Consider the following 24,772-nt stretch of genomic DNA (forward strand, 5'->3'; position numbering starts at 1 on the left):
CGAGGCTGGCAAACAGAGGTCTGTCATGGTTGTCTCCTTTTCAACCCGCCCAGCCTCGACAGTTGTCTGGCGCAAGTCAAGGAACGGTGAAGAACCGATTGAAACAGTCTGCTACAAGCCCGGCACCGACCTCGTCGTTCAGGTGCAGATGATGGCCGCCGGGCAACTGCTCATGACTGAAGGGTAGACGCTCCAGCAGTTCCGGGTGTTGGGCAAGCATGCCGTCGGCCGCCACCACCAGATGCGCCGGACAAGCGACCCGTGTCACGAAGGCCATGGCCTGCTCATCGGTCAGGCGCAGGGGCGATGGCAGGGTCAGGCGGTTGTCGGTGCGCCAGGTGTAGCCACCCGGCACCGGCATCAGGCCGCGCTGGGCCAGCAACTCGGCGGCCTCGCGGCTGACCGCCACCAGCCCCTTCATCCGGGCTTCGATGGCCCGGTCGAGGGTTTTGTAGACCGGCTTGCGTTTTTGCTGCAAATCCAACTGGGCTTGCAGGGCCATGCCCATGCGTTCGGCCGCGTTATCGCCTTTGGCGGTAGGCGGAATCACTCCGTCGATCAACCCCAGGTGCGTCACCCGCTCCGGCAAGGAACCGGCCAGCACCAACGACACAATGGCCCCCATGGAATGCCCCAGCAGGGCGAAGCGCTTCAAGCCCAGTTGTTCGGCGACTTGCAGCACATCGTGGGCATAATCCCACAGGGCATAGCCGGCCCCGGCCGGACGGTGCCCGGAGTGACCGTGCCCGGCCATGTCCAGGGCAATCACCCGCAAGCCCTCGAGCCTGGGCGCCAGACGGGCGAAGCTGTTGGCGTTGTCCAGCCAGCCATGCAGGGCAATGACCGGCAGTCCATCTTCCGGCCCGAACAGGTGGGCCGCCAGTTCGATGTGCGGCAGGCTCAGGCGGACTTCCTCGACCACACTCATGCGCTGCGCCCTTCCCAACGCTGGAACAGGTTCTTGAGCAGGTTGGCCGTGTCCTGGGGACGTTCAAGGGGAAACATGTGGCCGCCGGGCATGCTCAGGGCTTCGCCATGGAGCATGCGCCCCACCGAACGGGTGTGATGGCGCATCACCACGCGACTCTGCCGGCCGCGCACCACGGCCAGCGGCACCTTGAGCTTGCGGGGCCGCCCTGGGCTGGTGTGCGGTACGCCGCGGTAGATGCTGATTTCCGTGGCCGGGTCGAAGCGCAACCGCAGCCGGTCGCCGACTCGTTGCAGGCCGTGTTGCAGGTAGGCGTCGAAACAATCCGGGTCAAAGCCGCGGAACAGCGTCTTGCCAGCAAAATACTGCCGGGCCGACTCCAGGTCAGCGAACTCCTCACGCCGCCCCAGGGTCCGGCCCGCCGGGGTCAGGCGATCGATGAGCCCCAGGCGCTTGGCGGCCAGGATCACCCACTGGTCAGTACGGGTCAGCACCGGCGAATCGAGCATGACCACGCCGCGATACAACTGGGGGCGGCGCAACGCCGCGTGCAGGTGCAGCACACCGCCCAGGGAATGACCGACGCCCCACACCGGCGCCGGTTGCTGCTCCAGGTGATGGATCAATTCGTCCACCAGGTTGTGCCAGTTGTCGTCCACCGGAAAGCGCGGGTCATGGCCGTGCAATTCCAGATGCGCGACCTGGTACTGCGGCGCCAGCGCGGCGAACAGCTTGCCGTAGGTGGCCGAGGGAAAACCATTGGCGTGGGCGAAAAAAATCTGTTGCGACATGACAGCCGATCCATTGGGGGAACTGGGCGGATTGTCCGCAGAACCCGACGGCGCGGCAATGACCGTAACTGACAGGAATGATGACAGTCGGGCTTGGGCTAATGGGGTCATGAGGCGGTGAGCACAGATTCATGTGGCGAGGGGATTTATCCCCTCTCCACAGGGGCCGGGGTTAACCCCGGCTCAACGCGCCGGCGGCTGCTCGCCCAGTGGCACCACGGCCATGGTCAGGCGCGACACGCAGTTGACCTTACCGTCATCGTTGGTCAGGCGGATGTCCCAGACCTGGGTGGTGCGACCCAGGTGGATCATCCGGGCCGTGGCCGTGACCCGTCCGCTGCGCACGCCGCGCAGATGGTTGGCGTTGATCTCCAGGCCCACGCAATAGAACTTGCTGGCATCGACGCAGAGATAGGCCGCCATGGATCCGACCGTTTCGGCCAATACCACCGAGGCACCGCCATGCAACAGGCCGAACGGCTGGTGGGTGCGATGATCGACCACCATGCTGGCGGTCAGGGATTCGTCGTCGAACGACTCGAAACGAATGTCGAGCACTTCGCTGATGGTGTTCTTACCGGCGGCATTCAATTGTTCGAGGTTTGGAGTGGTGCGCCACAGACTCATCGTTACTTTCCTTTATGTTGTCATTGAGCTCAAACCGGACAACCCGTGGGAGCAAGCCTTGCTCCCACGGGTTGCTCCCAGGCCTGTCGCACGCTGCCTTAAGGGTGATTGAGGCCCTTGAGCGTCATCGTCCCCGCCAGCGGCAGGTCACCTTCCAGCTCGGCCAGGCCGGCGGTCTGCACCTGTTCGGGTTGTTGCAGATGACCGTGTTGCAGCAGGCCCAGCAGGCTGCCCACCAGCGGGTTGTGGCTGACCAGCAGCACCGGGGTCTGATCCGCCAGGTGTTCCAGGACCTTTTGCGGCCGGGTCTCGGGCGTGAGCCAGTTGACGGTGATCAACTCCGGCTCGAACCCCAGCGCTTCGCGCACCAGTTGCGCGGTTTGTTGGGCACGCCGGTAGGGGCTGGCATAAATGGCCGCCAACGGCTGGCCGATCAGGTGCGCGGCACTGCGCAGCACTTCCTCGCGACCGTGCTCGGTCAGGGCCCGCTCGGGATCGGGACGGCTGCCGTAGGGTTCGGCCTCGCCATGACGCAATACCCAGAGCTTCATAGCTTGGGCTCTTCGTCCCGGACCGGATGCGGAGCCGGCGCCACGGCGTGAGGCGCTTCACCTTCCGGCGCACGCGGGGTCGGCCAATCGGCGAACGGCCAAGGCTTCTGGTCGCTGTGGAAGGTGCCGAAGCGGCCGATCTGCGCCAGGAACTGGCTAAGGCTGTCGCCGAAATTCATCAGGCCGGCGCTGGGCGCACCATAGATCAGCCGATAGATCAGTTGCACCAGCACCACGGCGCCGAGGATGAATTGCGCCACCTGCCAGACCAGCAGATAGACCACCATCCACAGCACACGCAGCAGGATGGATTCGTATTGGGGTTGCCCTTGCGGATCGTTCATGGCTCGCTCCTGCTTGCGGTCAATAGCGGTTCAGTTGAAACCGCTGGTGGAAATGAAATCGACGTCGGTCTTCGGTTCACCACGCATCAACAACTCGATCACCTGCTCAAGCGTGCGCCCTTCGAACAGGATCGCGTGCAGCCCGGCGACCAGCGGCATGTACACCCCGGCTTCCTGGGACTTGGCCTTGAGCACCTTGAGGGTGTTGACCCCTTCGGCCACTTCACCCAAACGCGACACGGCCTCGTCAAGGCTCAGGCCTTGGCCGAGGGCAAAACCGACCTGGTAGTTGCGACTCTTGGGCGAGGAACAGGTGACGATCAGGTCGCCCACCCCGGCCAATCCGAGGAACGTCATCGGATTGGCGCCCTGGCTGACGGCAAAGCGGGTCATCTCCGCCAGTGCACGAGTGATCAGCATGCTCTTGGTGTTCTCCCCCATGCCCAGCGCCACCGCCATGCCGGCGATGATGGCATAGACATTTTTCAGCGCCCCGCCCAATTCCACCCCGAAACGGTCGGCGCTGGCATAGACCCGGAAGGTACGGCCATGCAGTGCTGCCTGGACCTGTTGGCACAGTTCCTCATCCTCACTGGCGACCACCGTCGCGGTCAGCGCGTGCTCGGCGATCTCCCGCGCCAGGTTCGGCCCGGAAATCACACCGATCCGCGCCTTGGGGGCGATTTCTTCGAGAATCTCGCTCATCAGCTTGAAGGTCTGGGCTTCGATGCCCTTGGTCAGGCTCACCAGCAGCTTGCCGCTCAAGCGCTCGGCATGGGGCGCCAATACCGACCGCAAGGCACTGGACGGCAAGGCGACGAAGAACAGGTCGCTGCCCTCCAGGGTGGCCTGCAAGTCAGTCACCGGTACTACTTCCGGGCGGATCTTGATGCCCTTGAGGTAACGCGGGTTCTCGCGATTGACCCGGATGGCCTCGGCCTGTTCCGGGTCACGCATCCACTGGCGCACCGGGTGACCGTTCTCGGCCAGCAGGTTAGCCACGGCGGTACCGAAACTCCCGCCCCCCAGGACCGCAATCGGGCGCTGTTCAGTCATATGCAATCCGTTCATCCATACCAAGTGGCAATGCGGGGCATTATACGGAGCGGCCGGATGGCGACCAGCCCCGGCAACAATTACCGCCAGTTGTAGGAAGCTGACCATTAATTCCTAGGAAAATGCTGTCAACGTGAATGGAAAAATCGTTCACCTCAGTTAACATGCCGATCATTCCTCCATTCTCATAGGCTGTGCCGTGTCCGTTGGCCCTTCCCGTTCAGGCTCGTCCCTGCTATTGGCACTGATCATCAGCCCGCCAGTGCTGGCCGACGACTTGTTCGTGGACAGCCAGCCCCTGCCCCAGGTCCTGACGGCCACGCGCCTGAAGCAATCGCCTGCGGCGGTGCCGGGCAGCATGACCGTGCTCGACAGCGAGCTGATCAAGGCCAGCGGCGCCCGGGACATCAGCGAATTGCTGCGCCTGGTGCCGGGCATGATGGTAGGCAACATCACCGGCAACCAGGCCGCCGTGAACTACCATGGCACCAACGCCAGCGAAGCGCGCCGCATGCAAGTGCTGATCGACGGCCGCTCGGTGTACCGCGCCGGCCTGGCCACAGTGGACTGGAGCGACATTCCGGTGGCCATGGAAGACATCGAGCGGATCGAAGTCTTCCGCGGCCCCAACACCGTCAGCTACGGCGCCAACGCGCTGATGGCGGTGGTCAACATCATCACCCGCGCTCCAGCCGACAGCCACGGCACCCGGCTGAAAATCACCCGGGGCCAGCGTGGCATCAGCGACTGGTACGCCAGCCAGGGCAGCGGCTGGGAAGGCGGCGACCTGCGGCTGTCGCTGTCAGGCCAGGAAGACGATGGCTTTGACAGCGACCGCAACGGTGCCGATTACCGCGACAGCCGCCGCCTGAACCGCTTCAACCTGTCCGTCAGCCAGACCCTGGATGAGCGACAGAGCATCGACTGGCAATTGAACGCCAAGGATGGGACCAACCAGCGGCCCTATACCTACCATCCCGTGTTTGCAGGGATTACCGCCGCAGGGGATAACTCCGACGTCATCGCCAAGGACTACGCCGGCTCACTGCGCTGGAACCTGGACCTGGACCCCGATCACAGCCTTTATGTACAAGGCTCGATCCAGCATTGGGATCGCCAGCAGACCTGGCGCGCCTGTGACGCCGAAGTGTCTTTCAGCCCGCAACTGACCGACCTGTGGCAGCTCAACCCCTTCTATGCCGAGAAGCTGGCGCGCAATATCCCCAGCTACATCAGCAGCGGCGCGCCAGCCGGCACGCCACAGGAACAGGCGCTGGCCAATCAGGTGCTCGACCAGTGGCGCAATGGTGCCTCGCAAACCCTGTGCGGCGATATTGACCAGAGCGCCCGGGAATCGCGCTACGACCTGGAGATCCAGGACACCCTGAGCCTGTCCGACAGCCTGCGACTGGTCACCGGCGCTAACTATCGCTACGACCGGGCCGACTCGGAGACCTACTTCAACGGCACCCTGGATGACACCACCTGGCGCCTGTTCGGCCAGCTCGAATGGCGGGCCACCGAACATTGGCTGTTGCAGGGTGGCGCGATGTTCGAAGACACCCGCCTGACCGGCAGCTCGCTGACGCCGCGTGTCGCGGTCAATTACCTGATCACCCCGCGCCACGGCCTGCGGGCCGTGTACTCTGAGGCAGTGCGCTCCCCGGACATGTTCGAAAACAACGTCAACTGGAGCTATCAAGTCACCAACCTGCAACCCGCGGCCTTCGGCCAGAGCAGTGCCCGTTACTTCGTCCAGACCCGCGGCCCGGGCAACCTGGAACAAGAACACATGCGCTCCCGGGAACTGGGCTACAACGGTTACTTCATGAACCTGGGCCTGGCGGTCGACGTGAAGCTGTTCCATGACGAAATCACCGGCATGATCAGCGAGCCGCTGCGCAACAATCAGTACATCGCCAGCAATGCCAACGAATCACAGTTCTCCGGGGTCGAGACCCAGTTCGACTGGCGCATGACCAGCGTCGACCGCCTGCGCCTGACCTATGCCTATGTCGACGCCCAGGCCAGCAACCCCCTCGACGAACAATTGACCGCCCGCAACAGCGGTTCGGCCGGCTGGCTACGGGACTGGGGCGAGGGCTGGAACAGCGCGCTGTTCTATTACGCCGCCGACCACCTCAACGGCTATCGCTTCGAGCGGGTGGATACCCGTCTCGCCCGGCGCATTCCCCTCGGCAAGGCCAGCCTGGAACTAGCGGGTGTCCTGCAACAGCGCCTGGACAACCAGCCCATGACCTTCGTCGACAACCGCTATGACGCCCGCCATGTGGTGTACTTCAGCGCGGAGCTGTCGTTCTAGATGTCCCGATGCGCGCCCCGCAAGACGCCATTCCATGGCCGCCTGACGCTGGCCCTGTGCCTGATGTTTGCCGGGTGGCTTGCAACGCTCCAAGCCCGAGCGGCCGAGATCCTGTTGACCGGTGCCGAGGACAGCCCCGGCGTGCAGTCCTTCACCCAGGCCCTGAAAACCTTGCGCCCCGAAGACAGCGTGCGGTTTACCCCGTTGGCCAACCTGCCGGCACCCGACAAGTTGCCGGACAATGTCCGCCTGGTGCTGCTTGACCTGCCCAGCCTGGAGTGGCGTCTGCAAGATGCCCGGGGACCGGCCACCCTGGTCCTGCGCATCAGCCGCCAGCAAGCCCGCGACCGCCTGGGCGAGTCCACGCCCTCGCACCTGAGCCTGCTGTGGAGCGATCCACCAATGGCGCGGCAATTGCGGCTGATCCGCACCATCCTGCCGCAAGTGCGACGGGTCGGCGTGCTTTACGACACCCACAGTGAATTCCTGCTCAAGGACATCCGAGAGGCCGCCGCGCCGCTGGGCCTGGTGATCGTCAGCGAACGCTGGGACGACATCAGCGACAGCCGTCCCCTGCAAAACCTGCTGGGCCAGAGCGACGTGCTGCTGGGCCTCGATGACCCTGACCTGTACAACCCCAAGACCGTGAAGAACCTGTTGCTCAGCAGCTATGCCCGACAACGCGCGTTGATCGGGCCCAGCGCCGCATTCGTCAAGGCCGGCAGCCTGGCCAGCACCTACAGCGACCAAAAGGACTGGCTGGCGATTCTCGACGACCTGCTCGACCGCCCCGCCACGACCTGGCCGCGCACGCTGTATCCGGACCGCTTCAAAGTCCTGGGCAACCGCCAGGTCTCCCGCTCGCTGGGGATCGAACCGATTGACGCCGAATCCGTTGCGGCAACGCTGGCCGAAGGAGAACACCGCCCATGACCTTGCGTCGCCGTTGGGACATCAACACCCGTACCCAGCTCATCGCCCTCGGCCCGGCGTTGCTGCTGACCATGCTGCTGATCAGTTTCTTTACCTTCGTGCGGATCCAGGACTTGCGCCAAGAGCTCAATCACACCGGGCAACTGATCGCCAATCAACTGGCCCCCGCCACGGAGTACGGCGTGATTTCCGGCAACAACGAAGTGCTGGAAAGCCTGCTGACCGCGACCCTGGCGACCCCACACGTGCGCTTCCTGGAGGTACAGGACAGCACCGACAAGGTGCTGGTGTACGTCGAACAACCCGAGCAGGTCCATAGCCGCGCCCAGCAGATCGAAGTCTTCCAGGCCCCGGTGCGCCTGCAGCGCATTACCCTCAACAATGACTTCCTGCAAGGCACCAGCACCGCGGTGGAGGCGTCCGGCGAAGATTACCTGGGCCGCGTGATCGTCGGCATGTCCAATGACGCCTTCAGCCAGCGGCAGCAGGAAATCCTGTTAAAAGCCGCGATCCTGGCGCTGTTCGCGCTGCTATTCACCTTCCTCGTGGCGCGTCGGCTGGCGACCAACCTGTCCCGGCCAATCCGTGACATCGGGAACGCGGTCAAGGCCATCCAACAAGGCGACTACAGCACCCCGTTGCCGATCGTCGATGACGCCGAACTGGGGGCCTTGTCGCGGCACATCAACAACCTGGCCGACGGCTTGGAACAAGCCAGCCGTGAACAGCACCAGGCCATGGCACAGTTGATCAAGACCCGCGAAGAAGCGGAAAAAGCCAACAGCGCCAAATCCGAGTTCCTGGCGATGATGAGCCATGAGCTGCGCACGCCCATGAACGGCGTGCTGGGCATGCTGCAGCTGTTGGAAACCACCCGCATGACCGACGAACAGCACGAGTACACAGCGCTGGCGTCGGAATCCACCGAACACCTGCTGAAGGTGATCAACGACATCCTCGACTTCTCGCGCATCGAACGCTCGGCCCTGGAACTGGAGCACATCCCGTTCAACCTGGCCGAGCTGGTGGGCAGTTGCGCCCAGTCGTTCCAGCACAGCGCCGCGCAACGCAAGCTGGGCCTGGACCTGCTGGTCCCGGACGACATGCAGGCCTTGCAGGTCCAGGGCGATCCGACACGGATACGGCAGATCCTGGTGAACCTGATCGGCAACGCGCTGAAATTCACCGAGCAAGGCCGTGTCACCGTGCAATGCCAGTGGCAGGCCCTGGACCACGAACTGCTGTGGTTCACCTGCACGGTGCGCGACAGTGGCATCGGTATCCCCGCCGAGAGCCTGGAGCGCATGTTCGACGCCTTCCAGCAGGCCGACAATTCGATTTCCCGGCGCTACGGCGGCACCGGCCTGGGCCTGCCGATCGCCCGCACCCTGGCCGAACGCATGGGCGGGACGCTACGGGCCCAGAGCGAAGAAGGTCAGGGCTCGGTGTTCACCCTCGAGATCCCGCTGGCCCTGTCGCGCCAGGCACCACCGACCCTGGCGCCGCGGCTGCCCGCCAGCAGCGGCGATGGCGAAGGCCGTAACGTGTTGCTGGTGGAAGACAACCCGGTCAACCAGACAGTGATCGAAGCCATGCTTCGCAGCCTGGGTTTCACCGTCAGCGTCGCCACCGATGGCGCCCAGGCCGTACGCAGCGCCGAAAGCCTGATTTTCGAAGCGATCCTCATGGATTGCCGATTGCCCATCATCGATGGCTACGAAGCCACGCGACAGATCCGCCAGTTGCCGGGCTGCGACGAGGTGCCGATCATCGCCCTGACGGCCAACGCCTTGCAGGGTGACCGCGAAGCCTGCCTCGCGGCGGGTATGAACGATTACCTGGCCAAGCCCTTCAAAAGAAACGACCTGCAGCAGATTCTGCAACGCTGGGTGAACTAGAACAGCGCCCTGGACCATCTGTGACTGGCGTGAAAGGCGAAAGTGCGGCAGTCTTAGGCACCCGAACACGCCTCGATTGGGGCTTGAATAATAATTTCAGTGCACAGGTGTACATTCATTTCCCGTGTGCTGTGACTTTCACTACAACGCAATAGTCTATGAGTAGGCTGTCGATTCGAGGCATGAACGCTTCGATCGGCCGGGAAGATTTGCCCCACCTGCCGCATGGGACTATTGAGGAGCTCGCATGACCAAACAAAACGCCTTTACCCGGGAAGACCTGCTGCGCTGCAGTCGCGGTGAGCTGTTCGGCCCAGGTAACGCGCAACTGCCCGCCCCGAACATGCTGATGGTGGATCGCATCACCCATATCAGCGAAGAGGGTGGCAAGTACGGCAAAGGTGAATTGGTCGCCGAGCTGGATATCACTCCGGACCTGTGGTTCTTCGCCTGCCACTTCGAAGGTGATCCGGTGATGCCGGGCTGCCTGGGCCTGGACGCCATGTGGCAATTGGTCGGTTTTTTCCTCGGCTGGCAAGGCCTGCCGGGTCGCGGTCGCGCCCTGGGTTCGGGCGAAGTGAAGTTCTTTGGTCAGGTCCTGCCGACCGCCAGGAAAATCACCTATAACATTCATATCAAACGCGTCCTCAAGGGCAAGCTGAACATGGCCATTGCCGATGGTTCGGTTGCCGTGGATGGTCGCGAGATCTACACCGCCGAAGGCCTCCGGGTCGGCGTTTTCACCTCCACTGACAACTTCTAAGGGTTATCCGCATGCGCCGCGTCGTTATCACTGGTCTGGGCATCGTTTCGTGCCTGGGCAATGACAAAGAGACCGTCACCGCTAACCTGCGTGCAAGTCGCCCTGGCATCCGGTTCAACCCGGAATACGCCGAAATGGGTCTGCGTAGCCAGGTTTCCGGCTCCATTGACCTCAATCTCGAAGAGCTGATCGATCGCAAGATCTACCGTTTCGTCGGCCATGCGGCGGCCTACGCCTACCTGGCCATGAAGGACGCCATCGCTGACTCCGGCCTGACCGACGAGCAGGTCTCCAACGTGCGTACCGGCCTGATTGCCGGCTCGGGCGGTGCATCGACCCTGAACCAGATGGAAGCGCTGGACATCCTGCGCGAGAAAGGCGTCAAGCGCGTCGGCCCGTACCGCGTCACGCGCACCATGGGCAGCACCGTGTCGGCGTGCCTGGCGACCCCGTTCAAAATCAAGGGCCTGAACTACTCGATCTCCTCCGCCTGCGCCACCAGTGCCCACTGCATCGGCACCGCCATGGAGCAGATCCAGATGGGCAAGCAGGACATCGTGTTCGCCGGCGGCGGTGAAGAAGAACATTGGAGCCAGTCGTTCCTGTTCGACGCCATGGGCGCGCTGTCCAGCAAGCGTAACGACACACCGGAAAAAGCTTCCCGTGCCTACGATGCCGACCGTGACGGTTTCGTCATCGCCGGCGGTGGCGGCATGGTCGTGGTCGAGGAGCTGGAACACGCCCTGGCCCGTGGCGCGAAGATCTACGCGGAAATCGTCGGCTACGGTGCCACGTCCGACGGCTATGACATGGTTGCGCCAAGCGGCGAAGGTGCCGTGCGTTGCATGCAGATGGCCATGTCCACCGTCGATGCACCGATCGACTACCTGAACACCCATGGCACCTCGACCCCGGTCGGCGACGTCGCGGAAATGAAAGGTGTGCGCGAAGTGTTCGGTGACAAGGCGCCGGCCATCAGCTCCACCAAGAGCCTGTCGGGTCACTCCCTGGGCGCCGCCGGCGTTCACGAAGCGATCTACTGCCTGTTGATGATGGAAGGCAACTTCATGGCCGGTTCGGCCAACATCGACGAGCTGGATCCGGAAGTGGCCGACCTGCCGATCCTGACCAAGACTCGCGAAGACGCCACCATCAATACCGTGATGAGCAACAGCTTCGGCTTCGGTGGCACCAACGCCACCCTGGTCCTCAAGCGCTGGCAGGGCAAGTAAGCCCCGCCGCTACGCCGCACACAAAAACGCCCCGACTGGTTCGGGGCGTTTTTTTTGCCTGCCAATCCGCCACAGTTCCCCTGTGGGAGCGAGCTTGCTCGCGATTGCGGTAGGCCAGTCAACTTATCTGTTGCATGACACACCGCAATCGCGAGCAAGCTCGCTCCCACATTGGATCTGAGGGGGATGAAATTCAGCGCACGACAAACCGCTGCTGCGTCAGCAGCCGATCGCCCTGGAACACCATGAACCGCCACTCCCCCGGCACCACTTCGTGGCTTTCGGTGAATTCGTAGGCCATGACGTCCTGAGGCGCGCCGGGCACCAGTTTCTGGATGACTTCGAATTTATCGTGACGCATGCCGTCAGGGGTACGGATGCCAGGGGTGAAGTACAACAGGGTCAACGGCTGATCGTCAGCGACCTTGCCCGCCAACTGGTAGCGCATGCCGAACTTGGTACCCAGCTTCGCCGGCACGCTTTCGGTCTGGCGGATCGGCTCGTTGCTGCGACGCAGGACCCGCTCCCCCGATTGCAGCTCGGCTTGCGGCCCTTCGAAAACGCCGTATTCCACCGGGCCTTCGACACGGACTTCTGCCTGGACCAGGCCACAGGTCAACAACAGCGCGACCACTGCGCTTGAACGGGTGAGGTGCATAGTGCGCTCCTTGATTGAGATGAGCGCGAGGGTATGACGCGGGAGTGACAGGCTGATGACAAACCAGCATTGGCCCATACACCGAGAATCCTCTGTGGCGAGGGGATTTATCCCCGTTGGCTCGCGAAGCGGGCCCAAACCTGATATCTCGGTGTGTCAGACCGATCACCATCGAAGTTTTGGGCCTGCTGCGCAGTCCAGCGGGGATAAATCCCCTCGCCACAAGGTGCTTCCCTATCGCGGGACGGAACGAGGCAACACCGCCAGGAAATTATCCCGCGCCACCTTCCTGGCCACCTCTTCCGGCAAGGCATCCAGGAACGGATCGAAGCCGTGCAATTTCTTACCGAGCCTATTGAAACGCCCTACCACATCGGACCCCACCATAAAGCGCTCAGGAAAGCGCTCCACCAGTTTTACCCATTCATCCCGGGGCTTGCCCGCCTCATCCAACAAGTACGGCGTGAGCAGGCTCCAGGACAGGTCGATGTAGAGATTGGGGTAGGCGTCGAGCATGCGAGTCAGAGTCGGTAACAAAAAATCCAACCGAGTCTGGTGACGGTGGATTTCCATGCTGGTACCGGCATGGGCCCAGATGAAACGCGTATGCGGGTGATTGCGCAATGGCTCCTCGATTTCCTCCAGGTACAGGGGATTTCTTTCACGCTTGGAGGTGATGTTGGAATGCAGCATCACCGGCAGGTCATTCTCGGCCGCCAAATGATAGATCCGGGTCATGGCTTCGTTGTTGGCCCGCGGCGTATCGCCCGAGGTCAACGCTGTCAGGTCGTCATGGCGTGTGAAGACTTCACCGATGCCTTGCCACAACCCCGGATAGAGATCGAGCATGCGCTGGATGTGGGCGGCGGAGTTCTTGTCGTTGGGGTTGAAACCCGATAGAAACGGATGAAAGTGCCGGCGTTGCTCGTCGGTCAGCTTGCTCACCGCCGCCGCAACCACCACATCGGTGGCGCTGTACCAATAGGCGTCCGCGTCGTCGCCGGCGTAATAACGCGGACGCTTGGGCTCGTCCTCATGCCATTTCTTGGCCACCGGAATGCCGGAAATCATCACATGCTCAATGCGATTGTCCGCCATCGCCTGGAGCAGCTTGGGCATGCCGGCGGTTTCTTGAAAGAAATCGACGTAATGCAGGTGCGCATCGCTATAGGCATATTCGCGGGCCACGGCGCCGCTACTCGAAACAACCAGCAGCCAGGCGAGGATCAAACGGGTCAAAGACACGGGCAGTCTCCAAAAGCCATGAGCAACATAGACCCCCACCGTCCCGCTCGGGTTCAAGGTGCACGTGCCGCGCCTGCCGAGGGCGGGTTATGCTTCGCCCAACCGTTGTTCAACCTGGAAGACAACATGACCACGCTCCTGACCGTTCGCCCCCGCGCCGAAGACGTCGAAGGCCAGCCGATTCTTCGCCCGCTGCCGTCCGCCAAATGCCGCAGCGTCGGGCCTTTCGTGTTTTTCGATCACATGTTGCGAACCCCCTACCCGGTGGGCAAAGGCATGAACATCCGCCAGCATCCACACATCGGCCTGTCCACCCTCACCTACCTGTTCGAAGGCAAACTTCAGCACAAGGACAGCCTGGGTTCCGACCAGGTGGTAGACGCCGGGGATGTCAGCTGGATGACCGCCGGCACCGCCATCGCCCACGTCGAACGCACCCCTGACTCACTGCTGGGCAGCCCTTTCGTCATGCACGGGTTGCAAGTCTGGCTGGCCTCGCCCAAAGCCCACGAACAGGGCCCGGGGCATTACAGCCACCATCCGGCGCACAGCTTGCCGGTCAGCGACAACCTGGGGGTCTGTATCCGCATGATCGCCGGATCAGGCTTTTGCCTGGAATCGCCGGTGCCGGTGCTGTCGCCTACGTTGTACGCCGAACTGCACCTGCAGACCGCAACGACCTTGCTGATCCCCACCGAGCATGAAGAACGGGCCCTGTATGTGTTGAGCGGCGAGGCGTCATTGGATGGCGAGCCGTTAGAGGCCCATTCCCTGGTGATACTGCCAACAGGGGAAGAAATGACACTGTTTGCCGACAGTGACTGCCATGCCGTGCTGTTCGGCGGTGCGCCCCTGGACGGGCCACGACGGATCAACTGGAACTTCGTTTCCAGCGACCCGGCGCGGATCGATGAGGCTCGTCGGCGCTGGGCGGCCGGGGACTGGCCGACGGTGCCGGGGGAAAGCGAGCGGATCGAGCTGCCCTAGATTAAAGGTTGCCTGTCAGGCAGTCATCGCGAGCAAGCTCGCTCCCACACTGGATCGGTGTCGTTCGAAAGTGCTGCGAACACCCCGGTCAAATGTGGGAGCGAGCTTGCTCGCGATGGCTTTGTATCAAACGCCCCAATCTCAGCCCTTGAACACTTCATCCAACAGGTTATGCATCGACCGGAACGCGCGTCCGGCGACCTTGGCGTCGTACATCATCTTGCCCGGTACGTTGGCGTGCGGGTCGGTAAACGAATGCACCGCGCCGCCGTAGCTCAGCAGTTGCCAATCGACCCCGGCGGCGTTCATTTCGTCTTCGAAGGCCGGCAGTTGCTCTTTCGGCACCAACGGGTCCGAGGCGCCATGCATGACCAACACCGCGCCCTTGATGTTCTGCGCATCGGCCGGGTTCGGTGTATCCAGGGTGCCGTGGAAGGAAATCGCCGCCTTCAGCGGCGCGCCGCTGCGGGCCAACTCCAAGGCGCAACACCCCCCGAAGCAGAAGCCGAACACAGCCAACCGGGAAATGTCGACCTGCGCCTCACCCTGGCCCTGCAGTTGTTCGAACGCGGCCTGCATGCGCTTGCGTAACAAGGCCCGGTCGTTCTTGAGAGGCATCATCGCCGCCCCTGCTTCATCGGCATTGCTGGGGCGCACCGCCTGCCCGTACAGGTCGGCAATCAACACCACATAACCGTTGGCCGCCACCGACTTGGCGATGTCCTCGGCGCCCGCCCCAACGCCCATCCAGTTCGGCGTCATCAGCAACCCCGGACGAGGGCCCTGCTGGTTGACGTCGAAGGCCAGGCGACCCTCATAACTTTGACCATCGATCTGATAGACCAGCGAACGAACCGTAACCTGACTCATGACGGACTCCTCTTTGACTGAACACCAGAAATGACAAAACCCGCCGAAGCGGGTTTTGTCTCACTTGATTAAGCTGACAGTTCAACCAACAGCTTGTTCAAGCGACGCACATACGCCGCCGGATCCTTCAGGCTGTCGCCGGCCGCCAGGGCCGCCTGGTCGAACAGGATGTGGGACAGGTCGCCGAAACGCTCCTCGCTCTGCTCGTTGTCGAGCTTTTCCACCAGCGGGTGGGCCGGGTTGAATTCGAAGATCGGCTTGGAGTCCGGGACTTTCTGGCCGCTGGCTTCGAGGATCTGGCGCATTTGCAGGCCCAGATCCTGCTCACCGATGGCCAGGATCGCAGGGGAATCGGTCAGGCGGTGCGAGACACGCACTTCGCTGACAGCGTCGCCCAGGGCCGTCTTGATCCGCTCCACCAGGCCTTCCTTGCTCTTGGCGACTTCTTCGGCGGCTTTCTTGTCTTCTTCCGAATCCAGGTTGCCGAGGTCCAGGTCACCCCGGGCCACATCGACGAAGCTCTTGCCGTCGAACTCGTTGAGGTAGCTCATCAGCCACTCGTCGATACGATCGGTCAGCAGCAGCACTTCGATGCCTTTCTTGCGGAAGACTTCCAGGTGCGGGCTGTTCTTGACCTGTGCATACGTTTCACCGGTCAGGTAGTAGATCTTGTCCTGGCCTTCCTTGGCGCGGGCCAGGTAATCGGCCAGGCCAACGATCTGCTCGCCATCGTCACCTTGGGTCGAGGCAAAGCGCAGCAGGCCGGCGATCTTCTCTTTGTTGGCGAAGTCCTCGGCCGGGCCTTCCTTCATGACCTGGCCAAAGTTCTTCCAGAAGCTCTTGTACTGCTCGGGCTCGTTCTTCGCCAATTTTTCCAGCATGTCCAGCACGCGCTTGGTCAGTGCCGACTTCATGGAATCGATGATCGGATCTTTCTGCAGGATTTCCCGCGAAACGTTCAGCGACAAGTCGTTGGAGTCCACCACGCCCTTGATGAAACGCAGGTACAGCGGCAGGAACGACTCGGCCTGGTCCATCACGAACACACGCTGCACGTACAGTTTCAGGCCTCGTGGCGCTTCGCGTTGGTACAGGTCGAACGGCGCACGGGCCGGCACGTACAGCAGCGAGTTGTATTCCAGCTTGCCTTCGACCTTGTTATGGCTCCAGCTCAGCGGGTTCTCGTAGTCGTGGGCGATGTGCTTGTAGAACTCCTGGTACTCCTCATCCTTCACCTCAGTGCGCGGACGGGTCCACAGGGCACTGGCGCGGTTGACGGTTTCCCATTCCACTTCAGGCTTTTCTTCGCCTTCGACAGCGGTGACTTCCTTCGGCAGCTCGATGGGCAGCGCGATATGGTCGGAGTACTTCTTGATGATATTGCGCAGGCGCCAGCCATCGGCGAACTCATCTTCACCGGACTTGAGGTGCAGCACGATGCGGGTACCACGATCAGCCTTGTCGACAGTGGCGACTTCAAACTCGCCCTCGCCCTTGGACGACCAATGCACGCCTTCGCTCGCGGCGAGGCCGGCACGGCGGGTGAACACTTCGACCTGGTCGGCCACGATGAACGCGGAATAGAAACCGACGCCGAACTGACCGATCAGGTGGGAATCTTTCTTCTGGTCGCCGGACAAGTTCTTCATGAAGTCGGCAGTACCGGACTTGGCGATGGTGCCCAGGTGCGTGATCACCTCTTCGCGGCTCATGCCAATGCCGTTGTCTTCGAGGGTGACGGTTTTCGCGTCCTTGTCGAAGCTCACACGGATTTTCAGCTCCGCACCGCCTTCCAGCAGTTCAGGCTTGGAAAGGGCTTCGAAACGTAATTTGTCGACAGCGTCAGAGGCGTTCGAAATCAGCTCGCGAAGGAAAATTTCCTTATTCGAATACAGCGAGTGAATCATCAGGTGCAGCAGTTGCTTCACCTCGGTCTGGAAGCCCAGGGTTTCCTTTTGAGTTTCCACGCTCATGGTCATCAAACTCCAAGTGGATGGTGGTGTCCGCCTCGCTCAGATTGGCGGCGGGATGTCCTCAAGGTGGGGGCGACGCTGATGATTTCAAGGGCGACCCGGTTTTTGACGGCTCCTGGATCTTGAAATGCGCCCGGGGCCGTGGCGATGGGCTCGGCCTCGACGTCTTGCCAGGCAGTGATCGCGACGTTGGCGACCCGCCTCTGGCACCTGGCCGGGGACTGACGGAATGTGTTGCGAAGAAATCGCCTGAGTCACGGATAATCGCTGCTTTAATACCCGACGGCAGTTCACGAAGAACAATGGCCGAGTAAAAAGGAGCGTCAATGAATCAGGTAAAACTGCCATTAGGTGGAGCGTTGTGGATGGCAGCAAGCCTGCTTTCATTCATAGGCATGGCTGTCGCGGCGCGAGAGCTCTCCAAGTTCATGTCGATCTTAGAGATCCTGTTTTTCAGGTCCTTGGTCGGACTGATCATTGTTTTTCCGGTTATTTACCAACAGCGCGCCAAGCTCAAACAGGCCCGAGACCTGGGTCTACAGATTGGCAGGAACGCGGTTCACTTCGCCGGACAATATGCCTGGACCATTGGCGTGGCATCGCTTCCGTTGGTTAAGGTCTTTGCCCTGGAGTTCACCACCCCGATATGGGTTTCCCTCTTGGCCTTTTTATTCTTGAAGGAAAAACTCTCCAACGCCAGGGTATTCGCCGCCATCGGCGGTTTCCTGGGTGTTCTGGTCGTTCTAAGGCCCGGCCTTGATAGCATTGAACCCGCCGCGTTCATCGTTCTTCTGGCCGCCATGGGCTACGCGACATCCATCATCATGGTGAAAAAACTGACGTTGACCAGCAGTCCCGTCATCATCGTGATCTGGATGGTGCTTCTACAATTGCCCTTGGGCCTTGGTCTGTCCCTGACACAATGGCGTACCCCTACGCTCGCCTGCATCCCCTGGATCCTGCTGCTGGGTATAACGGGTTTAAGTGCGCACTTCGCCATGGCCAAGGCGCTGAGCGTCATGGAAGCCTCCATTGCCATCCCGATTGATTTTTTCAGGGTGCCACTCATTGCCGTCGTTGGTTTTTTTCTCTACGGTGAGCCTCTTGAAATCTGGGTATTGGTCGGCGCAGTAATTATCTTCGCCTCAAACTATCTGACCTTCCGGGTCGAACAAAAGAACATGCCGTCGTCAGCTTCGCCGAGCTCCGAGTGATCAGCTCAAGGGCGACCCGGCTTTGACGGCTCCTGGATCTTGAAATGCGCCCGGGCCGTGGCGATGGGTTCGGCCTCGACGTCTTGCCAGGCAGTGATCGCGACGTTGGCGACCCGCCGGCCCTGGCGCCAGACCTGGCATTTGGCATAGGTGTCGCGAAACTGCCCGGTGCGCAGGTAATCCAGGGAAAAATCGATGATTTTCGGTACGCCTGGCGTGCCAGTGGCGATCAACAGATGCACGGCTGCGGCCAGCTCCATGAAACCGGCGATGACTCCACCGTGGATGGCCGGCAGTAAAGGGTTACCAATGTTGTCTTTGTTGGCCGGCAGGCGAAACAACAAGTCGTCGCCCTGGCGCGTGCATTCGACGCCGATGAGTTGGGCATAGGGAATCGAGGCGAGCAGCAACGTGTAGTCGCCCTGCTCGCAGGCGCGGCGCAGTTGTTCCTGGAGGATATCGGTCATGGCTGGCCCACAGCGGTCATCGGACCGCCCTTCCCCATGCCCCGGGCATGCTGGCCCAGGCGCATGAACGTACCCACCACATGGGCGATGGGTTGCTCGGGATCGTCCTGGTAGGCGAAACCCCGGGTGAAGATCACGTCCGGGGTCACCCGATAGCATTGCGCGAAGCCGTAGACATCCTTGTGGGGCTCGGCGGCGTGCATGTAGTCGATCCGCAGGTCGAGGGTGGGACAGACTTCGAATTGCGGCAGCACACACAAGGTCGACATGCCACACGCGGTGTCCATCAATGAGGTCAACGCCCCACCGTGGATGATGCCCGTCAGGGGATTACCGACGATTTGCGGGCTGAACGGCAGGATGAGCGTCAGCCCGTCACCACTGGCACTGTGCAATTTCAAGCCCAGCACCTGGCAATGCCTGAGTGCGGATAAAAAACGTGTCGCACGCTCAAAAACGGGGTCTTCGGCCATTCGATCAACGCTCCAATGAGTGACGAGACCTGACAACAGGCGCGATGCACAAAGTTCCATTGCAGTGCAAAGTTATATATCTGTTACGCAACAGGAACTTAATCCGAGGGGCGGCGTTCAAAAGGCCAGTAGTTATTTCCATAAGGAGAAACACCCCATGCGTAAGACGTTTGCTATTGCCTTGATGTTGGCCGCTTCCCTCGGCCTCGCTGCCTGCGATAAAAAATCCGAGGACAAAGCTCAAGATGCCCAACAACACGCTGAGCAAGCTCAGCAAGACATGAACAAAGCACAGGATAAAGTGAACGACGCGGCGAAAGAAAACGCCGAAGCCGCCAAAGCTCAGTCTGAATCGAACAGTGCAGCACAGCAGGAACAAGCCCCTGCTCCTGAAGCGCCTAAAACCAACTGATACGGTTTTAGCGGCAAAAGAAAACCCGCCTGGTGCGGGTTTTCTTTTGCCTGCGATTCGAAGCGGCCGAGCGGTCAGGCCGTTTCCTTGCCGACCTCGGGTGCGGGCGCTTCCGTGGGGGTATAGACCATCACGTCCAGGACATCGGAATGAAACTCGCGCTGATACAGCACGAACACTACGCCGGCACTCATCAACATGAATAACCAGGGGCTGACGAACCACGCCAACATGGTCATGCCGAAGTAATAGGCGCGCAGACCGAAGTTGAATTGGTTAGCGGCCATGGAGATGACGCGCGCCGCCCTTAGCGCAAAGGCCTTGCGCTCCTGTTCCAAGACATGTCGTTCGCCAATCATCGGCGCGGAGCCAATCAGCACCGCCGCGAAGTTGTATTGGCGCATGCACCAACTGAACGTAAAGAACGCATACACGAACACCAGTGCCAGGCACAGCAACTTGACCTCCGCCATGCCCTGGGAAGCCTGTTGCACCATGGGTATGTCCGCCAGCAACGACACCGCCCGATCCGACGCCCCAAGCACCGTCAGGATACCGGCCAGGATGATCAGCGTGCTGGAGGCGAAGAAGGATGCATTGCGCTCCAGGTTGCCGATCACGCTGGCATCGGCGATACGGTTTTCGCGCAGCAGCATGCGGCGCATCCAGTCTTCGCGGTACAGGTGCATTACGCTGGCCAGGCATGCCGTGTCGCGCGCCTTCCAGGTGGCATAACGGGTGTAGCCGGCCCAGCAGATGATGAACCAGGCAGCGGCGAGCAGATGGATCAGGTTGGCTTGGATGAATGACATTCGATTTCCTGTGTGTCTAAAAGCATGACGTCTAAAGCCAGACTTGCCTTGAAATGCCGACCTGTGGGAGCGAGCTTGCTCGCGATAGCGGCCCATCAGACACGTTGATGTGGGCTGATCTGGCGGCATCGCGAGCAAGCTCGCTCCCACAAGGTTTTGTGCAGGCTTTCAAGACACTGCTTCGACGTTAGCCCACGGAAAAAGACACTGCACTCAAAAAAAATGCCCCGTATCGATTGATACGGGGCATTTCGGTTTTATCGGTGAACCTGCTTGAAGCCGATCAGGCCAGCGCTTCGCTGCGCTTGCCCAGCAGCCGGTCGCAGACCACGGCCACTGCCAGGGTCATCACCGACGGCACCAGCCAGGCCAGGCCCTGCTCGCTCAGCGGCAAGTGAGCCAGTTGTGTCGGCATCCAGTCCGCCAGTCCGGCCCCCTTGAGCGCATCGATCAGGCCAAACAGGAACGACACCAGCATGACCGGGCCAACGATACGCCCTTGCTCGTGCCAGAAGTCCTTGCAGAAGCTCAGGGCCACCAGGGCGATGCACGGCGGGTAGATTGCGGTAAGGACCGGAATCGAGAACGCGATCAGCTTGGTCAGGCCCAGGTTGGACACCAGCAGCGAAAAGACCGCCAGGATCACGACCAAGGCCTTGTAAGACAGCGGCAGGACGCGGCTGAAGTACTCGGCGCAGGCGCAGGTCAGGCCGACCGCGGTCACCAGGCATGCCAGGGAGATCAGCACCGCCAGGAAACCGCTGCCCAGGCTGCCGAAGGTGTGTTGCACATAGGCATGCAGCACCGCCGCGCCGTTGGTCGCGCCCATGGCCACTTCATGGCTACCCGAGCCGAGGCGGAACAGGCTGACATAGACCAGCGCCAGGCCCACCCCGGCAATCAGCCCGGCGATGATCGCGTAGCGGGTGATCAAGGCCGGCGATTCGACGCCCCGGGAACGGATCGCGTTGACGATGACGATGCCGAACACCAAGGCCCCGAGGGTATCCATGGTCAGGTAACCATTGATGAAGCCCTGGGAAAATGGTGCCGCCACGTATTCGGGGGTCGCCACGCCGATATTGCCGGCTGGCAAGGCAAACGCGGCGATGCCGAGCACGGCCAGGGCGATGATCTTCAAGGGAGCGAGGAAACGCCCGACGGTATCCAGCAGGCGGCCCGGGTAGAGCGAGATGAAAAACACCAGCAGGAAATACGCTGCGCTGTAGAGGAACAGGGCCAGCGGGCTTTCACCCGTCAACGGCGCCAGGCCGACTTCGAACGAGACGGTGGCGGTACGCGGTGTAGCGAACAACGGGCCCACGGCCAGGTAGCACACCGCCGCCAACAACCCACCGGCGACCTTGCCGATGGGACTGCTCAAGGCGTCCATCGCTCCGCCCACCTTGGCCAGTGCAACGACCGTGATGACCGGCAGCCCGACCGCCGTGATCAAAAAGCCCAGCGCCGCCATCCAGACATGAGGTCCGGACTGCAAACCGACGATAGGCGGGAAGATGATGTTGCCGGCCCCGACGAACAGGGCAAATGTCATGAAACCAAGCGCCAGGATGTCCTGGCCTTTCAACACTTTCATTTAAGGAAACCACACTACTGAATCGGAATTTAGAGAGGGATTTCCCTTAGGGGTGAGGGAAATGCTGCCGATCCGTATGGGACCGACCCGTTTAGCGCGGCGCTTCCTTGTGGGCAGCGGTCGCAAAAATGGCTGCTAGCCTAACGAATTTGCCCGACAAACGCACTGTTACGGGGCGAAGTATCCGATGCACGACATTTTTGTGTCGCGTTTACGTATCTATTTTTCTTACCACCCTTTCTTCAGGAACAAATGGCAGGCTTTGTGGCGAGGGGATGTATCCCCGTTGGGCTGCGGAGCAGCCCCACTTGGCGATTGAACACTTTCAGATACGTTGCACCTGATGATCCAGGGTCGCTTCGCGACCCAACGGGGATACATCCCCTCGCAACAGAAGCCCTAGCGACACTTAAGGTTTTCCAATGCCGAAAACGACAAAGGCCACCCGAAGGTGGCCTTTGTTGCTGGAGCGAATCAGTCAGCCGAAGCTTACTTCTTCATTTCCCAGCCAGTCAGCTCGGCCAGGGCCTTGCCGATGTCTGCCAGCGAACGCACGGTTTTCACGCCTGCGTCTTGCAGTGCAGCGAATTTCTCGTCTGCAGTGCCTTTGCCGCCAGAGATGATTGCGCCAGCATGGCCCATGCGCTTGCCCGGAGGAGCAGTCACACCCGCGATGTAGGAAACAACCGGCTTGGTCACGTTGGCCTTGATGTAGGCAGCCGCTTCTTCTTCAGCCGAACCGCCGATCTCGCCGATCATGACGATCGCTTCGGTCTTCGGGTCTTCCTGGAACAGCTTCAGGATGTCGATGAAGTTCGAGCCTGGGATCGGGTCACCGCCGATGCCGACGCAAGTCGACTGACCGAAACCGGCGTCAGTGGTCTGCTTCACAGCTTCGTAGGTCAGGGTGCCGGAACGGGAAACGATACCGACCTTGCCTGGCAAGTGAATGTGACCAGGCATGATGCCGATCTTGCATTCGCCTGGAGTGATCACGCCTGGGCAGTTAGGGCCGATCAGGGTGATACCCAGCTCGTCGCACTTGACCTTGGCTTCCAGCATGTCGATGGTCGGGATGCCTTCGGTGATGCAGACGATCAGCTTGATACCGCCGAACGCTGCTTCAAGGATGGAGTCCTTGCAGAAAGGCGCAGGAACGTAGATCACGCTGGCGGTGGCGCCAGTGGCGGCTACGGCGTCTTTCACGGTGTTGAACACTGGCAGGCCCAGGTGCTCGGTGCCGCCTTTGCCCGGTGTTACGCCGCCAACCATCTTGGTGCCGTATTCCAGGGCTTGCTGGGTGTGGAAACTACCTTGCGAACCGGTAATACCCTGGCAGATAACCTTGGTGTCTTTATTGATCAGGACGCTCATTATTTGCCCTCCGCAGCTTTAACGACTTGTTGAGCAGCGTCGGTCAGGCTGGTAGCAGCGATGATGTTCAAACCGCTTTCTGCCAGTACTTTAGCGCCCAGCTCAGCGTTGTTGCCTTCAAGGCGAACAACAACCGGGATTTTCACGCCGACTTCTTTCACAGCGCCGATGATGCCTTCGGCAATCATGTCGCAGCGAACGATGCCGCCGAAGATGTTGACCAGTACTGCGGCGACGTTAGTGTCGGACAGGATGATCTTGAACGCTTCGGTTACGCGCTCCTTGGTAGCACCACCGCCCACGTCGAGGAAGTTGGCTGGCTTGCCGCCGTGCAGGTTGACGATGTCCATGGTACCCATGGCCAGGCCGGCACCGTTGACCATGCAGCCGATGTTGCCTTCCAGGGCTACATAGTTCAGTTCGAACTTGGCAGCGTGCGCTTCGCGCGGATCGTCTTGCGACGGATCGTGGAAAGTCTTCAGCTTAGGCTGACGGTACATGGCGTTGGCGTCGATGTTGATCTTGGCATCGAGGCAGTGCAGGTCGCCGTCGGCCTTGATCACCAGCGGGTTCACTTCCAGCAGTGCCAGGTCGTGGTCCTGGAACAGCTTGGCCAGACCTACGAAGATCTTGGCGAATTGAGTGACCTGCTTGCCTTCCAGACCCAGCTGGAATGCCAGCTCGCGACCCTGGAATGGCTGTGCGCCAACCAGTGGATCGATGGTGGCCTTGAGGATTTTCTCAGGGGTATCGTGAGCGATTTTCTCGATGTCCACGCCACCTTCGGTGGAAGCCATGAACACGATACGGCGGCTCGAACGGTCAACGACAGCGCCCAGGTACAGCTCTTTAGCGATATCAGTGCACGATTCAACCAGGATCTTGGTGACTGGCTGACCGTTGGCGTCAGTCTGGTAAGTCACCAGACGCTTGCCCAGCCACTGCTGTGCGAAGGCTTTGGCGTCTTCTTTGCTGCGAACCAGCTTGACGCCGCCCGCTTTACCGCGACCACCGGCGTGAACCTGGGCTTTGACAACCCATTCGCTGCCGCCGATTTTGTCGCAAGCTTCTGCTGCCGCTTCCGGGGTGTCTACTGCGTAGCCGGTGGATACTGGCAGGCCGTACTCAGCGAACAGCTGCTTACCCTGATACTCGTGAAGATTCATGCTTATTACCGTCTTCGTTAGGTACTGCGCATTCGGTGCTGCACCATTGAGTGCCGCACCACCTGTGACTGCTGCTTG

The 24,772-nt window shown here is 61.1% G+C and carries 24 protein-coding genes; 8 read left to right on the plus strand and 16 right to left on the minus strand.

The features are described 5' to 3' along the window. Positions 1-76: 76 nt before the first annotated feature. The 6 genes from ACMTA2_RS24195 to ACMTA2_RS24220 form a co-directional block, all read right to left on the minus strand. Positions 77-928, minus strand: coding sequence for an alpha/beta hydrolase (locus ACMTA2_RS24195; protein WP_413792091.1), 852 nt, complete (start codon positions 926-928; stop codon positions 77-79). Next, positions 925-1,719, minus strand: coding sequence for an alpha/beta fold hydrolase (locus ACMTA2_RS24200; protein ID WP_413792092.1), 795 nt, complete (start codon positions 1,717-1,719; stop codon positions 925-927). The genes ACMTA2_RS24195 and ACMTA2_RS24200 overlap by 4 nt, the downstream gene beginning before the upstream one ends. A gap of 183 nt (positions 1,720-1,902) precedes the next feature. Further along, positions 1,903-2,346, minus strand: a complete 444-nt coding sequence (locus tag ACMTA2_RS24205; RefSeq protein ID WP_413792093.1) for a hotdog fold thioesterase — start codon at positions 2,344-2,346, stop codon at positions 1,903-1,905. Positions 2,347-2,444: 98 nt separating this feature from the next. Continuing rightward, positions 2,445-2,897 carry a phosphohistidine phosphatase SixA gene (gene sixA / locus ACMTA2_RS24210; protein ID WP_413792094.1) on the minus strand — a complete coding sequence of 151 codons (453 nt, stop codon included), beginning with the start codon at positions 2,895-2,897 and terminating at the stop codon, positions 2,445-2,447. Next, positions 2,894-3,241: a DUF4389 domain-containing protein gene (locus ACMTA2_RS24215; protein WP_413792095.1), complete on the minus strand. Its 348-nt coding sequence runs from the start codon at positions 3,239-3,241 to the stop codon at positions 2,894-2,896. The genes sixA and ACMTA2_RS24215 overlap by 4 nt, the downstream gene beginning before the upstream one ends. Before the next feature lie 30 nt (positions 3,242-3,271). Further along, positions 3,272-4,297, minus strand: a complete 1,026-nt coding sequence (locus ACMTA2_RS24220; RefSeq protein ID WP_053186346.1) for an NAD(P)H-dependent glycerol-3-phosphate dehydrogenase — start codon at positions 4,295-4,297, stop codon at positions 3,272-3,274. A 199-nt stretch (positions 4,298-4,496) separates the two neighbouring features. Here ACMTA2_RS24220 and ACMTA2_RS24225 point away from each other — a divergent pair, with 199 nt between their 5' ends. The 5 genes from ACMTA2_RS24225 to fabB all read left to right on the plus strand — a co-directional run bounded on the left by ACMTA2_RS24225 (position 4,497) and on the right by fabB (position 11,446). Then, complete coding sequence (locus tag ACMTA2_RS24225; protein ID WP_413792096.1) at positions 4,497-6,620, plus strand: TonB-dependent receptor plug domain-containing protein; 2,124 nt, start codon at positions 4,497-4,499, stop codon at positions 6,618-6,620. Continuing rightward, positions 6,621-7,553, plus strand: coding sequence for an ABC transporter substrate-binding protein (locus ACMTA2_RS24230; RefSeq protein WP_413792097.1), 933 nt, complete (start codon positions 6,621-6,623; stop codon positions 7,551-7,553). Continuing rightward, complete coding sequence (locus ACMTA2_RS24235; protein WP_413792098.1) at positions 7,550-9,451, plus strand: ATP-binding protein; 1,902 nt, start codon at positions 7,550-7,552, stop codon at positions 9,449-9,451. The genes ACMTA2_RS24230 and ACMTA2_RS24235 overlap by 4 nt, the downstream gene beginning before the upstream one ends. A 247-nt stretch (positions 9,452-9,698) precedes the next feature. Further along, complete coding sequence (fabA, locus tag ACMTA2_RS24240; protein WP_260962987.1) at positions 9,699-10,214, plus strand: 3-hydroxyacyl-[acyl-carrier-protein] dehydratase FabA; 516 nt, start codon at positions 9,699-9,701, stop codon at positions 10,212-10,214. An 11-nt stretch (positions 10,215-10,225) separates the two neighbouring features. After that, positions 10,226-11,446 carry a beta-ketoacyl-ACP synthase I gene (gene fabB / locus ACMTA2_RS24245; protein WP_053146094.1) on the plus strand — a complete coding sequence of 407 codons (1,221 nt, stop codon included), beginning with the start codon at positions 10,226-10,228 and terminating at the stop codon, positions 11,444-11,446. 193 nt (positions 11,447-11,639) lie between these two features. Here the strand turns inward: fabB and ACMTA2_RS24250 are convergent, their stop codons facing one another. Beyond that, a complete protein-coding gene (locus tag ACMTA2_RS24250; protein WP_413792099.1) occupies positions 11,640-12,104 on the minus strand; it encodes a DUF3859 domain-containing protein in 465 nt (154 codons plus the stop codon). A gap of 234 nt (positions 12,105-12,338) precedes the next feature. Further along, the gene (locus tag ACMTA2_RS24255; RefSeq protein ID WP_413792100.1) at positions 12,339-13,349 is read right to left on the minus strand and encodes an amidohydrolase family protein; all 1,011 of its coding nucleotides are present in this window, start codon (positions 13,347-13,349) and stop codon (positions 12,339-12,341) included. 126 nt (positions 13,350-13,475) lie between these two features. Between ACMTA2_RS24255 and ACMTA2_RS24260 the strand changes: the two genes are divergently transcribed. After that, a complete protein-coding gene (locus tag ACMTA2_RS24260; RefSeq protein WP_413792101.1) occupies positions 13,476-14,336 on the plus strand; it encodes a pirin family protein in 861 nt (286 codons plus the stop codon). 141 nt (positions 14,337-14,477) lie between these two features. Here the strand turns inward: ACMTA2_RS24260 and ACMTA2_RS24265 are convergent, their stop codons facing one another. Beyond that, on the minus strand, positions 14,478-15,206 hold the full coding sequence (locus tag ACMTA2_RS24265; protein WP_413792102.1) for a dienelactone hydrolase family protein: 729 nt from the start codon (positions 15,204-15,206) through the stop codon (positions 14,478-14,480). A 68-nt stretch (positions 15,207-15,274) separates the two neighbouring features. Next, the gene (gene htpG / locus ACMTA2_RS24270) at positions 15,275-17,179 is read right to left on the minus strand and encodes a molecular chaperone HtpG (RefSeq protein WP_413792103.1); all 1,905 of its coding nucleotides are present in this window, start codon (positions 17,177-17,179) and stop codon (positions 15,275-15,277) included. Positions 17,180-17,505: 326 nt separating this feature from the next. On the opposite strand from htpG, the gene ACMTA2_RS24275 reads away from it, so the two are divergent. Next, positions 17,506-18,393, plus strand: a complete 888-nt coding sequence (locus ACMTA2_RS24275; RefSeq protein ID WP_413792104.1) for a DMT family transporter — start codon at positions 17,506-17,508, stop codon at positions 18,391-18,393. Positions 18,394-18,398: 5 nt separating this feature from the next. Here the strand turns inward: ACMTA2_RS24275 and ACMTA2_RS24280 are convergent, their stop codons facing one another. After that, positions 18,399-18,860, minus strand: a complete 462-nt coding sequence (locus tag ACMTA2_RS24280; protein ID WP_413792105.1) for a PaaI family thioesterase — start codon at positions 18,858-18,860, stop codon at positions 18,399-18,401. Continuing rightward, positions 18,857-19,333 (minus strand): PaaI family thioesterase, encoded by a 477-nt coding sequence (locus ACMTA2_RS24285; RefSeq protein WP_413792106.1) that lies wholly within the window; start codon positions 19,331-19,333, stop codon positions 18,857-18,859. The genes ACMTA2_RS24280 and ACMTA2_RS24285 overlap by 4 nt, the downstream gene beginning before the upstream one ends. A 157-nt stretch (positions 19,334-19,490) precedes the next feature. On the opposite strand from ACMTA2_RS24285, the gene ACMTA2_RS24290 reads away from it, so the two are divergent. Then, the gene (locus ACMTA2_RS24290) at positions 19,491-19,745 is read left to right on the plus strand and encodes a hypothetical protein (RefSeq protein ID WP_367862535.1); all 255 of its coding nucleotides are present in this window, start codon (positions 19,491-19,493) and stop codon (positions 19,743-19,745) included. Between the two features lie 74 nt (positions 19,746-19,819). On the opposite strand, the gene ACMTA2_RS24295 is transcribed toward ACMTA2_RS24290, so the two are convergent. From ACMTA2_RS24295 to sucC, 4 genes are all read right to left on the minus strand, one after another. Then, entirely contained in the window at positions 19,820-20,557 is a 738-nt protein-coding gene (locus ACMTA2_RS24295; protein ID WP_413792107.1) for a DUF599 domain-containing protein, read from the minus strand. A gap of 283 nt (positions 20,558-20,840) precedes the next feature. Continuing rightward, a complete protein-coding gene (gene brnQ, locus ACMTA2_RS24300; protein WP_413792108.1) occupies positions 20,841-22,154 on the minus strand; it encodes a branched-chain amino acid transport system II carrier protein in 1,314 nt (437 codons plus the stop codon). A 489-nt stretch (positions 22,155-22,643) separates the two neighbouring features. Further along, the gene (gene sucD / locus ACMTA2_RS24305; protein ID WP_014339581.1) at positions 22,644-23,528 is read right to left on the minus strand and encodes a succinate--CoA ligase subunit alpha; all 885 of its coding nucleotides are present in this window, start codon (positions 23,526-23,528) and stop codon (positions 22,644-22,646) included. After that, positions 23,528-24,694 (minus strand): ADP-forming succinate--CoA ligase subunit beta, encoded by a 1,167-nt coding sequence (sucC, locus tag ACMTA2_RS24310; RefSeq protein WP_003179235.1) that lies wholly within the window; start codon positions 24,692-24,694, stop codon positions 23,528-23,530. The genes sucD and sucC overlap by 1 nt, the downstream gene beginning before the upstream one ends. Positions 24,695-24,772 lie beyond the last annotated feature (78 nt).

Source organism: Pseudomonas medicaginis, assembly GCF_965119365.1.
Taxonomy (GTDB): Bacteria; Pseudomonadota; Gammaproteobacteria; order Pseudomonadales; family Pseudomonadaceae; genus Aquipseudomonas.